The 12581-nt window shown below is 42.1% G+C and carries 11 protein-coding genes; all 11 read right to left on the bottom strand.

Going from position 1 to position 12581, the window contains the following annotated elements; genetic code table 11:
* Window positions 1–215: 215 nt before the first annotated feature.
* Window positions 216–1907: a D-lactate dehydrogenase gene (gene dld, locus HMPREF9074_RS10000; RefSeq protein ID WP_009391238.1), complete on the bottom strand. Its 1692-nt coding sequence runs from the start codon at window positions 1905–1907 to the stop codon at window positions 216–218.
* Complete coding sequence (locus tag HMPREF9074_RS09995; protein WP_009391239.1) at window positions 1904–2509, bottom strand: DUF5683 domain-containing protein; 606 nt, start codon at window positions 2507–2509, stop codon at window positions 1904–1906. Before HMPREF9074_RS09995 ends, dld begins: the two co-directional genes overlap by 4 nt.
* Window positions 2502–3434, bottom strand: coding sequence for a ParB/RepB/Spo0J family partition protein (locus HMPREF9074_RS09990; protein ID WP_009391240.1), 933 nt, complete (start codon window positions 3432–3434; stop codon window positions 2502–2504). Before HMPREF9074_RS09990 ends, HMPREF9074_RS09995 begins: the two co-directional genes overlap by 8 nt.
* Window positions 3434–4204, bottom strand: coding sequence for a ParA family protein (locus tag HMPREF9074_RS09985; protein WP_009391241.1), 771 nt, complete (start codon window positions 4202–4204; stop codon window positions 3434–3436). Before HMPREF9074_RS09985 ends, HMPREF9074_RS09990 begins: the two co-directional genes overlap by 1 nt.
* 12 nt (window positions 4205–4216) lie before the next feature.
* Window positions 4217–4522 carry a YbaB/EbfC family nucleoid-associated protein gene (locus tag HMPREF9074_RS09980; RefSeq protein WP_034540558.1) on the bottom strand — a complete coding sequence of 102 codons (306 nt, stop codon included), beginning with the start codon at window positions 4520–4522 and terminating at the stop codon, window positions 4217–4219.
* A gap of 47 nt (window positions 4523–4569) precedes the next feature.
* Window positions 4570–6240, bottom strand: coding sequence for a putative transporter (locus HMPREF9074_RS09975; RefSeq protein WP_009391245.1), 1671 nt, complete (start codon window positions 6238–6240; stop codon window positions 4570–4572).
* A 217-nt stretch (window positions 6241–6457) separates the two neighbouring features.
* Window positions 6458–8083, bottom strand: coding sequence for an L-glutamate gamma-semialdehyde dehydrogenase (pruA, locus tag HMPREF9074_RS09970; RefSeq protein WP_009391247.1), 1626 nt, complete (start codon window positions 8081–8083; stop codon window positions 6458–6460).
* A gap of 158 nt (window positions 8084–8241) precedes the next feature.
* Window positions 8242–9174: a hypothetical protein gene (locus HMPREF9074_RS09965; RefSeq protein ID WP_009391249.1), complete on the bottom strand. Its 933-nt coding sequence runs from the start codon at window positions 9172–9174 to the stop codon at window positions 8242–8244.
* A 22-nt stretch (window positions 9175–9196) separates the two neighbouring features.
* Window positions 9197–9937, bottom strand: a complete 741-nt coding sequence (locus HMPREF9074_RS09960; protein WP_009391251.1) for a hypothetical protein — start codon at window positions 9935–9937, stop codon at window positions 9197–9199.
* A 15-nt stretch (window positions 9938–9952) separates the two neighbouring features.
* The gene (locus tag HMPREF9074_RS09955; RefSeq protein WP_009391257.1) at window positions 9953–12274 is read right to left on the bottom strand and encodes a TonB-dependent receptor; all 2322 of its coding nucleotides are present in this window, start codon (window positions 12272–12274) and stop codon (window positions 9953–9955) included.
* 38 nt (window positions 12275–12312) lie between these two features.
* Window positions 12313–12581: hypothetical protein (locus HMPREF9074_RS12440; RefSeq protein ID WP_034540554.1), on the bottom strand; the 269-nt coding region annotated here is incomplete at its 5' end.

Raw genomic sequence — 12581 nt, 5'->3', positions numbered from 1 at the left:
AGTTTTAGTACATTGTACAGTGGTAAAACCTATACCACCTAACATGGCTATAAATAAGATTCTTTTCATTAACATTTGATGTGTTGATAATTTGGTTCTAACTAATTTGCCCAGCAAAAAGTATGCCAAAGAATGTTAAAAACTTCTGTAAAAAGGCTGCTCAATACAAATGAGCAGCCTAATATAGTATGATAAAATGTTTTAAGATAATATACTTATTTCCAATCTTTCTTCTTCGATGTTTTACCTATACCTGGGTTAAAGGTGTTGGTAGGGTCAAGACTATTGTAAAAGTTCTTAAGGTCATCGTTAGCGTGATAGAGGTGTCCTACATTGTGTTCAGCAGGATATTGAGCACCGCGCTTGTCTAATAGTTTGAGCATCTCTTCTTCTATCTCTTCGCAGTTATACCCTTTCTTGATTACGTAGTCTTGGTGAAATACGTGGCACATAAAGTGTCCGTAGTATAACTTGTGCAAGATTTTGTTATCAATTTCGGGCGGTAGTTTCTCAAACCAATCTTCGTCATTCCGACGCAAAGCGATGTCTAAAGCAACAATATCTTCCACCTCTTTTTCGTGTACTGAGCGATAGCGTATAGCGGCTGAAGCTACTGCAAAGCGCAATAACATAGCGGCTTGAGCTAATTTAGCATCACACTCTATATAAGCCCCTTTACTGCTGTCAGCAAACTCTTTTTTTAGATATTCGCGAGCTTCTTCTACTCCTTTACCTCCCATTTTCAATATAAGGTGATGCTCGTACTGATTGCGGTAGTCCCATAGTATTTGGGGCAAGTGTTTAGGCATCAGCTTAGAAGTTGCTTGCAAAAACTTCTCGCTGAAGTGGTTAGGCATAAAAGGCAGTTTTTTAGCTACACGGTCACCCCATGCTTTCATAGCAAAAAGACGCGGTAAGTATTCTGTACCTACATTTTTGATATACCAGAAAGTATCTTTTCCATATTTAGCTGCTATATCAAAAGCCGTGCGGTGTATATACTCTCCTGAGATAGGTATTTGTTCAAACGAACCCAACATATCTCGGCGTAGCTTGGTAAGTACAGCTGTGTCATTAGTACCTATATAGAATACAGCTGTATTTTTTTCAGCAGCGAAAGTATCTACACGTACGGCAAAGATAGCTAACCTACCGGCGCTTCCTGAAGCTTCATATAGGCGAGCAGGGTCAGCGTTAAAACGTGCTGGTGTATCGGCATTTATCTGGCGAACGTGGTCGCAATAGTGGTGGTCGTGTCCTTTTTTGCCAGTATTCTTAATGTCTTTAGTCTGGTATTTTCCTTCTTGCAGATTGGTCAGTATCTCTTTTGGGGTTTCGCCCAAGTCAATACCCAAGTGGTTTATAAGCTCTAACTTACCTTCAGCGTTTAGCTGGGCAAATAGGGACATTTCAGTATAAGCGGGGCCTCGTTGTACTAACGAACCTCCTGAGTTGTTGCACACCCCTCCAATTACTGAGGCTCCTATGCAAGACGAACCTATCACCGAGTGTGGTTCGCGTCCGTAGGGCTTAAGTTCTGCTTCAAGGTGGTTTAGGGTCGAACCTGGCAAACATACGGCTTGCTCAGCGTTTAATATTAGTTGTACATTGTCATTGCGCATAGTGTTGATAATCACTACATCGCGGTCGTAGTCATTCCCAAAAGGGTTAGACCCACCTGTGATGCCGGTATTAGCAGCTTGCGAGATGACGATTACATCAGCAGCCACACAGGCTTCTAATACTTGCCACTGTTCCCACAAGGTTGCCGGACGTACTACTGCTATGGCGTTTCCCGTCCCAAAGCGGTAACCAGTACGAAATCTTTCGGTTTGTGCAGGGTCGGTCATTACGTACTTTGCGCCTACTATGTTGCGCAAGGTAGCCAATAAGTTTTGTGTATTCATTTTTTTGATTTATAGGTGAGTGTTACTCCAAATTGCGGTTGAGTGAGGTAGTCGGTCTGTATGTAGGGCTCTAAAGAAAGCCGTTCATCTACGTTAAATTGTTTCAAGTGGGCATCAACGTTTGCCTCTATCACGTTTAGGGCATACATACCTATCCCTATAAGTATCGAAAGTTCTTTGTTACGCCTGTAAAACTGTATGCCACGGCGTAGCCCATCGGTGCTCAGAAGCGGTTGTCCATCAAGGTAAAACTCGTCATCAGTATACCCTTGCTGTCGTCGTTTGTAGGCAGTTAAGTAGCGGTCGTACTCTTTAGAATTTCGTATATAGAAATAGATAGGTGTACCAATAGCGGCATACACTAAGGGCACTTTCCAATAGCTCTTGTTGTATATCTGCCCCAATCCAGGTATTACAGCCGAGTAAAAGGCAGCTTTAGCAGGTGATAGCGGGTCTGTATTCCACGTTATTTTGTTTAGGTTGTTTTGCATAACGGCTACCTGCATCGAGTCTGAAGGTATTGTCGCAACCTCCTCCTTTTGTGCATACGCCATACGCCCTCCTAATAGGAGAACCATTATCAAAATAACAGCTTTATTCATCTTTTTTGTCTAATAATCTTTGTATGCGCTTAAAATCTTCTTCAGAGTTAAAAGGTATTGTTAGGCTACCCTTCCCGTCTTTACTCATTTTTACGGCAACTTTTGTACCAAAGAAGTGGTTGAAAGTACTGATGTGCTCCTTTATATAAGAAGGCACTTCAGTTTTGCTACTGTTTTTGGGCAGACTTACACTGGCTACTTCAGTAGTTTCAGGGTTTTGAATGCGGCGTACTAATTCTTCGGTGTCGCGTACCGAAAGATTATCTGCTATGATGCGCTCATATACTTCAGCCTGTTGTTCAGGGTTTTCTATTGGTATAATAGCGCGTCCGTGCCCCATACTTATAAAACCATCGCGTATACCTGTTTGCACAATAGGCGCTAACTTCAGTAGTCGCAGATAGTTGGTGATGGTAGAGCGTTTTTTCCCTACACGCTTACTCATTTGGTCTTGGGTTAGGTTTACTTGCTCTATCAGCTGTTGGTACGAAAGGGCTATCTCTATAGGGTCTAAATCCTGACGCTGTATATTCTCTACCAATGCCATTGTCAGCGAGTCGTTGTCATCGGCTATTCTGATGTAGGCGGGTATTGTTTTAAGTCCTGCCAATTTAGAGGCGCGAAAACGGCGTTCACCCGAAATAAGTTGATATTTGTTCCCTTCTTCTAATTTGCGAACGGTGATAGGCTGTACTACCCCCAATTCCTCTATAGACGAAGCGAGCCCTTGCAACTCTTCTTCGTTGAAAGAGGTACGTGGTTGGAAAGGGTTTGTCTCAATCAGGTCGAGCTCTAATTCTATAATATTTCCTACTATCTTATCAGCATTCTTGTCGTTGATAGAGCTAATCGTAGCTTCAGGACTGTTGCCGAAAATAGCAGATATTCCTCTTCCTAAGGATTGTTTTTTAGCAGGTTTCGTCATTAGGCTGTCTTGTTTTTATCTATGATTTCTTGAGCTAAGTTGATGTGGTTAGTTGCCCCTTTGCTAGTAGCATCATAGTTGATGATAGTCTCACCAAAGCTGGGGGCTTCACTTAGGCGCACATTGCGTTGTATGATAGTTTTAAACACCATATTGCTAAAGTGTTTTTGCACTTCTTCTACCACTTGGTTTGATAGGCGCAAGCGTGCATCATACATAGTCAGTAGCAACCCTTCAATGTCTAAATTAGGGTTAAACGACTTTTGTACACTTTTGATAGTGTTCAATAGCTTGCCCAACCCTTCCAAAGCAAAGTATTCGCACTGTATAGGTACGATTACCGAGTTAGCAGCAGTCAGGGCATTTAGGGTGATGAGCCCTAATGACGGAGCGCAGTCTATTAGTATATAGTCATATTGGTCGCGTATGGGCGCTAAGGCTTTTTTAAGCATATACTCGCGCTCTTGTTTGTCTACTAACTCTATTTCAATGGCTACCAAGTTGATGTGGGCAGCTATCAAATCAAGGTTAGGCGAGCTAGTATGTATAATCATATCTTTAGCGTCCATAGTATGCTCAAGTAGTTCGTAGGTACCGTGTTCTATCGAATCTACATTGATGCCTAAACCCGAGGTAGCATTCGCCTGAGGGTCAGCGTCAATAAGCAATACTTTTTTCTCTAACACCCCCAATGAGGCTGCTAAGTTTACTGAGGTAGTAGTTTTTCCTACCCCTCCTTTTTGGTTTGCAATAGCAATTATTTTACCCATTTGTTTTGTGTTTTAAAAGTTAAACGGAAGCCCTTGTTTGGCTACAGCTGCCAGTGTGGCTTCGTTCTTTTCTGTAGCTTTGGCTATAGCCTTGTTTAGCGTAAGTATCAAAAAGTCTTCTAAGGCTTCTTTGTCTTCCAAAAGCGTATCGCTTATGCTAATTGATTTAATTTCTCTGTTAGCAGTGATGGTTACTTTTACGCTCCCATCAGCGGTAGATTCTTCCAAGAGTACATTGCTGAGTTGCTCTTTAGCTTCGTCAGTTTTTTGTTTAATCTCTTGGAGCTTACCCATCATATCCATCATATTTCCAAACATAGTATTCTGTTTTTTTGAGGGTGCAAAAGTAAGCATTTTTTCTAACATCACACAAAAAATACAATCAATAATTGTGCTACCATTATTCGCAAGAAAGTAGTAAGAGGGTATACGCTTGCGTAGGTAAGGGCAGGTATTTCAGAGTTCGACATATCATTAGCAAAAGCCAATGCTGGGGGGTCAGTAGAAGCTCCTGAAAGCAATCCACAGATTTCCAAATAGTCTAATTTGCCTTTTATACGTGCAATAAGCGAAGTTACTAATAATGGTATTAGAGTGATAAGTACACCTAAGCCCATCCAGTAAAGTCCATCGCCGTGCAACAAAGTTTCTATAAATTTAGCTTTAGCATCTAAACCTACACTAGCAAGGAATAGCACAATACCTATCTCGCGCACCATTAGGTTGGCACTTTGCGATACGTAGTGGGTCACTGAGAATTTACCACCATATCTACTGATAAGTATAGCAACAATAAGAGGGCCTCCCGCCAAACCTAAGCGTACAGCACCTGGTATACCTGGTATTGAGAAGGGGATACTGCCTAATAATACCCCAAGAGTAATACCCATAAAGAGCTCTGCTATATGTGGGGTCTGTAGGCGGCGTTTAGAGTTACCAAATTCTTTACTCACTAATTGTATGTGGGTTTCATCGCCTATTACGGTGATAGTATCACCAAATTGCAACTTAGTGTGGGCAGAAGGTACGAACTCCACTCCCGCACGAAATACGCGGGTTATAGTCACCCCAAAGCGTCTGCGCACATCCAATTCTCCTAAAGTTTTGGTGAAAATAGCACGTTGTGTTACATTGATACGGCGCGAGGTGTAGCGCATATCTTTCTCATCAGGGAAATAATCAGTGATAGCTACACTATCGCCCATTAGCGTAAAGAACTTTTCATTCTCTCTCTGGTTAGCTACTACTAATACCACATCGCCTTCTTCTATTAGGGTGTCAGCATCAGCTAAGAGTATTTCACCTTTTCGGCACATACGCGAAATGGTAAAATCAAAATCGAGCGTCTTCTTAATAACGCTTAGTTTTTTGCCAAATAAAGATGGATTGGATACTTTGATAGCAAAGCGGTTGATAACTACTTGGTCTTTAGAATGCCGTAGTGAGTTTAATCGTTTTTCAGCTTCAATATTTACTTTGAAGATACCTCTTAAGCCCAACATCACAATGATAATACCAAATACCCCAAACGGATAAGCTACTGCATACATAGTAGTAAGCGAGGGGGCATCTTCGCCAAACTTCTCAGCCAACGCAGCATTGGCAGCTCCCAAGCCAGGCGTATTAGTTACGGCTCCAGACATTATCCCTACTAAGGTACTCATATCGGTATTTGTAAGGTAGTGAATGGCAATCACTGTAGCCACACAGGTAGCTATTGATATTACTGCCAACAGATTGAGCTTGATGCCTTCTTTCTTAAAGGCAGAAAAGAATCCTGGCCCTACCTGTAGTCCAATGGTATAGACAAAGAGTATAAGCCCAAATTCTTTAATAAAGTGCTGAATATGAGTGTTTACCGTAAAACCCATTTCAGCCATAGCAATGCCTGCGAAAAGTACCCAAGCAATACCAAATGAGATGCCAAAAAATTTAACCTTTCCTAAAGCAACTCCTATCGCGATGACCACACTATACACTATCACAGTGTAAGCCACACTCTCGTGGTCGGCCATCAAGTTCCAAAGCCATTCCATTTTTAATGTTTAATTTGATTGATTTTGTTATTCTATTTTGCTAATTTTTTACTTTGAAAATAGACTGTCCAAAAAGTTTTTCGTGTATGCTGACCATCACATCTCCCCCTTCGAAGGGGGAGGGGGGATGTTAATAATCATAGAGTTATGAAAATCTAATTTGTATTAATGTTTTAAGGTGAAAAAAACTTTTTTGGACAGCTTTACTATTCCTTTATTACCCCAAGAAAGGATAACGATAATCCACTGGTGGTACGAAAGTTTCTTTGATAAGGCGAGGTGATACCCAGCGCAATAAGTTCTGTGCCGAACCAGCCTTGTCGTTAGTACCTGAGGCACGTGCGCCACCAAAAGGTTGTTGTCCTACTACAGCTCCCGTAGGTTTATCGTTTACGTAGAAGTTACCTGCCGCATTTTCAAGGGCTTTCACCGCTTCGTCTATCGCGTAACGGCAAGTAGCAAATACCGCTCCTGTAAGGGCGTAAGCCGAGGTTTCATCTACTAATTTTAGCGTTTCTTCCCACTTAGCATCTTCGTATACATACACGGTTACCACAGGCCCAAAAAGCTCAGTTTCCATAGTGGTGTAATGCGGATTAGTGGTAACAATTACGGTAGGTTCTATAAAATACCCTTTGCTCTTGTCGTAACCACCGCCTACGAATATTTCGGCATCTTTATCTTTCTTCGCTTCGTCTATGTATTTAGCCAATTTGTCAAAAGAATTTTCGTGAATAACAGCTGTGATAAAGTTCTCTAAGTTTTCAGGAGAACCCATTTTGAAAGACAATACGTCTTTTTTCACCAATTCCAATGTTTCCTCAGCCTTTGATTTAGGTAAGTATACACGAGAGGCAGCACTACATTTTTGTCCTTGGTACTCAAATGCGCCACGAGTGATAGCTGTAGCTACTTGCTTTGCACAAGCACTTGGGTGGGCAAGGATAAAGTCTTTACCGCCTGTTTCACCTACTATCTTAGGATAAGTTCTGTAGTTATGAATGTTGTTGCCTATTTTCTTCCAAATATCTTGGAAAACATTGGTAGAACCTGTAAAGTGGATACCAGCAAAATGCGGACTAGCCAGTAGCGCATCAGTAATCATCGCTGCATCACCGTGCAGTACATTAATAACCCCATCTGGCAAACCTGCTTTCTTAAATACTTCTACTATCATATTAGCCGAAAATACTTGCGAAGCACTTGGTTTCCATATTACTACGTTACCCATTAGGGCAGCACTTGCAGGTAGGTTGCCCGAGATAGCGGTGAAGTTAAATGGAGTAACGGCATATACAAATCCCTCTAATGGGCGATATTCTACGCGGTTCCATACCCCTTCTGACGAGTTAGGCTGATCGTTGTAGATATTAGCCATAAATTCCACGTTGAAACGCAAAAAGTCTATCAACTCGCAAGCAGAATCTATTTCAGCTTGGTGTACAGTTTTAGATTGTGCAATCATTGTGGCAGCGTTCATTTTAGCGCGATAAGGCCCTGCAATAAGGTCAGCAGCTTTCAAGAAGATAGCGGCGCGTTCTTCCCACGCAAGGGCAGCCCATTTCTTACGAGCTTCAAGGGCTACAGCTATCGCTTTTTCTACCTCTGCTTTGCTAGCGTTGTGGTAAACGCCCAAGCAGTGCTTGTGGTCGTGTGGGGGGTGCATCTCGCTCGTGTTGCCAGTGCGTACTTCCTCACTGCCAATGTATAGCGGAGCATCTACACAGGTGTTCCATAATTCTTTGTAGGCTTTGAGCACCGCTTCGCGCTCAGGGCTGCCTGGTGCATAACTCTTTACGGGCTCATTTACAGCCTTAGGTACTTTAAAAAATCCTTTTCCCATTGTTATTTTGTTTTTTTAAGTTTGTTGATGTATTTAAAAATTTTCGGCTAAGATACAACAATTATTTGAACCACCAAAATTTAAAAAGAAAAAACTTTGCCAAAGGTATAACCTCTGGCAAAGTTCTTCTTTTGTCCTTTGTATTTTGTCTCTCCTCTTTACAAAAAGGTACCACTACTTTCAGGATTGAGGGTTGAAGAGAGAATATCGTTTCGGTCTTTTTCGATTTCGGCTTTGGTCGCGCCAAATTCGCGCATTGCATCTTCTATTTGTTCATCTTCTGCTATGATATCTGTATAGATATGAATAGGGATTTTCACTTCCATAACTTTATTAGCCGGAAGGGTACTATAAGTTAATCCAGCGGGTTTGGTAGCGAAATAGCCTAACACAATTTGCAAATCGAAATTTACATAAGCTCTTTTGATTTCAAAAAAGCCTTTTAAGCCTATTTGCTCTTTACGGAGCACACCTTTGGGGGCATTGGGGTTATTGTCTATACCTGCCCCTCCTTTGATATACAACTCTTCAGGATTGGTATCGCGGTATTTGTAGCGCAAGGCTTCAGCTTGGGTAGGCACTGTAGTATTACTAGCTACTGCTGTGAAATTATCGGCGATAAAGAAGAATTGATAGTGATTAGGAGCCTGACCAGTAGTCAAGAGTGAGTTTATACGTTTGCCTTCTTTATCATAGAAGATAAGTTCTATTCCAGAGAGTGATACTCCAGCTTCATCATTACTTCCTTCCCAACGGATAGCGGTAGGATTGTTGCTTGCGGGGGTAATAACGCCATTTTTGTTCTCAAAATAGAAATGTTGTACTGTTTTGAGGTATTTCACGGGATAGTCGGGGTTACCGTGGAAATAGCCGTGAGAATGCCCTTTGGTAAATCGCACTTCAAGTTGGCTCCACTTAGCCATAAACTCTTCAGTAGTAACTGTGGTGGTAGAAGTTGTGGTAACGGTAGTAGTAGAAGTTTGAGTAGTAAGAGGGGTTACTTTATTATCATCTTTGCTACAAGCGCTAAAAGCAGTAGCCATCACTACTAAAAGGAAAGTGTATTTAAAAAAATTATATATATTTTTCATCGTTTTTTTAATGTTAAAAAGGTTATTGTTTAATTTCTATGGGTAGTGTCATATCCGAATCTAATTGAAACGCATTAGAGTATTCCACTACGTTATAAGGGCGCTCTTCTTGGGTTTGTGGGTTGAGCTTGTTAGCAGTGAGAAAGTGTGCTAACTTAATTCGCAAGGTATAATTGCCGACAGTAGCTTCGTCTTTAATGTGGAAAAAACCTTTTAGTCCCACAGGGTCGCGTAGTTCTGGGTGCTTTTTGTCCCAAGTGCGCAGGCGCAACTTCACCCCTTGTGTGCCGTAAGTGCTATTCTCAGGGTCAGTATCCTGATATTCATAACTTACTACCTTGTTCATAGTGGTTACCATCGCATCTCTTCCTTCTTTATTTTCAGGGTAATTTCCTTGAAATAACTGAAAGAAGTGTTGGTGGATAGGTGCCATTTCAGCAGTTACAAACTCGTGGTTCATACGCACTCCGTTGTTGTAATACACTATCTCGAACAGGTACTCGTGCCCTACTTGCCATTGTATAGGGTTATTGATGTCGTACACTATTCCCTTAGGCGACTTGTTAGCGGTACGCTCTTGCACTGCTTTAGTGCCTTTATCGGTGATGATAAACTGTACCTTGTCGGGCATATCGTGTCCTCTATCTTTAGTCTCGTCAGTAGGTGGTTTTGGTTTACTATCGTCCTTACTACAGCCACTTACGGCAAAACACACTAAAATTATCATACTGATAGCTTTTAAATAATATGATATTTTTTTCATTTTTTTTGATGTCTTTTAAAAATTATAAATCAATCTCACGAATACATTCCTACCCAAATCGTGGGCGTAATACCTAAACCGATTGGTGTATTCCTTGTATTCTGTGTTCAAAAGGTTTTCGGCAGAAAGCCTTATTCCTAAAGTTTGTTGTCCTCCTATCTTCAGCTTTGTTTCTATATTAGCCTCAAAAAGGTGATAAGCATCAGGGGTAGTAGGCACTAACTCTTGGGCAGGTTCAAAGCGGGTTTGTTGGGCTACAAAGGTGTGCCCTATACCCACAGCAAAGTTTCTTACCAACCCTCTATTGCGCTCTACGTTCCATTTTAACTGCTGATTTATGCGCGGAGCGGGTATAAAGGGGAAATATCGCTTAGTCTGCATCTCATTAGCAAAAACTACAGAGCCCTTCAGTTCATAGTTCAACTCTTGGTCGCTTAGGCTATGCCACTTCAGCAAAGGTAGTTTTGCATCAAGGTCTACGCCTCTAAAGAAAGCATCAGCTTGGGCATACTGAAAGATAGGGTACACCCCCGAAAACAAGGTACGCGTTTCCCCCGTAGGGTAGTCGTAAATATAGTTTTGTATCCATTGTAGGTACATATCTATATTCACTCGTATCTTGCGGTTGTTAAAACTAAAGCTGGTGAGCCACTTAAGTCCTGTTTCCGATTGCAGTGTCTCATCGCCTAAATCATAGGTACCTGCTCCGTGGTGCAAGCCACTGCTGTACAGCTCGTTTACGTGAGGGGCACGCCACGCCAAACCTATATAGCTGCCCACATCTATCCAACTAGAGAGGTGGTGCGAGGCTCCTACACTGTAGGTCAGGTTGTGAAATTGGTGTTCTCCTCCGTAGCGTTGTGAGTACATATCGTAGCCATCGGCGTTTAGGTATTTGTAGTCATACCTAAGCCCTGCTTGGGCTTGCCAATTCATATAAGAGTAACGTTGTATCCCAAAAACGCCGTAACTAAGCGAAGCAAAGTTAGGGATTACAGGCACTACCCCCGTACCAGGTTGGTTGTAGTTGTCCTGCTTGCTAAAGCTACCCCCTATCATCGTCCCCCAACGGTAGCGATAAGAGTGTTCCCAATCTACATCAAGGATGTGAGTGGTGAGCTCCATATTCAGGGCTGGGATGCGCGTCCTATCCATCCTACGCAAACTAAACTCTTGGCGTATATCTTTCTGAAAAGCGTATTGTGCCGTCAGTTTACTGCCTAAAGGCAGGAGGTAAAACGCTTTGGCTTTCAGTAGGTGATGTACTACCTTTTGCTTAGGAGCATTGATAGAGTACGAAAACGGATAGGTAGTCAGCGGTCTGCCGATTTCAAACCTGCCTAATAGGTCGTCTAAATTCCCTATATGCGACCCGTAGAATACACTGCTCTCATTCTCATAACGGCTGTAAAACACTTCAGCAGTACCTTTGTTTTTCTGTACGCCTGTTGCTACCGAAAAGTTCGCCTCACGGGCTGCGGTGTTGTTCAGCAGATAGTTAGCCGTACTGATGTCGCCCGAACGTTTTAGGGTACCTTGCATCCGCCATGCCCACGAATGTAGCTTGGGTACAGACCCCTCTACACTTGCCGTTAGGGCAGTCTTTCTACCGTTTGAAGCAAATGAGGGCAATAACTTACCGTGCAGTCCATCGCCATAAGGCAGTTTGTTTGGGCTGATGAGTATTACCCCACCCAGTGCATCCGAACCATAGCGAACAGCCTCAGCTCCTTTCACTACGCTTATCTGGTCAGCCACCATAGGGTCTATTTCAGGAGCGTGGTCAGCCCCCCATTGTTGTCCCTCTTGGCGTACCTCGTTGTTGAGTATCAAAATACGATTGCCGTGCAAACCGTGAATCACAGGCTTGGCAATAGTACCCCCCGTTTGTATCATCGAAACACCTGCTACTTGGGTAAGTATTTTAGACAGTTCCTCTCCTGAATGCTTTAGAAAACCATCTTGCTTGATAACCTGAATCCTATAAGGCAACCTACATTCTATCACAGAAGTATTATGTCCTACCACTGTTACCGCATCTAACTGATTAACAGTCTCTTTCATTACTACCTTGTAAGGTTGGGCGATAGGCAGCGTAAGCGTTGCTTCGTAATCGTGATAACCGAGATAAGTGATTTTGATAGGATAAGACCCTTTAGGCGTTTTCTCAATAGCTACTTTGCCGTCAGAGTCCGTTAGGTAGTGTTTGCCCATAAAGTGCACCACCGCTCCTGCCAACGGCAATTGTTGAGTATCTTCTACTTGCAGTTGTAAGCGTCCTTGTCCAAAAGTTGAAAACGCACACAACAGCAGCAGAAGAGATAATATCTTTTGCATAAGAATTTAATTTGAAAATTAATTGATTTCTCAATTTGCTAATTGGCAAATTGACTCATTGACAAATTAACAGGCGGTCCTCTTGAAAAGATAGTAAAGACATTTTGCGGAATGTCTTTTTCAATAAAGAAGAAAATAGTTGAAACGCTTTGCTCCCATAAATGATAAGTAAAGAAAGAAGGAGCAAAGAACTGATGAAGTTGTAGAAAGATACAATCGTGGTGAGTATCTATAGCCGAAAAGTGTGCTTCGTGCTTACATTCACTACCTGTAGCAATAGCGCATAACTCCTTATTTGTGTGGTGGT

Source organism: Capnocytophaga sp. oral taxon 329 str. F0087 (assembly GCF_000213295.2).
Classification (GTDB): Bacteria; Bacteroidota; Bacteroidia; order Flavobacteriales; family Flavobacteriaceae; genus Capnocytophaga; species Capnocytophaga leadbetteri_A.
Note: the sequence above shows the minus strand (reverse complement) of the source record. Positions and strands in the feature narration are given on the sequence as shown.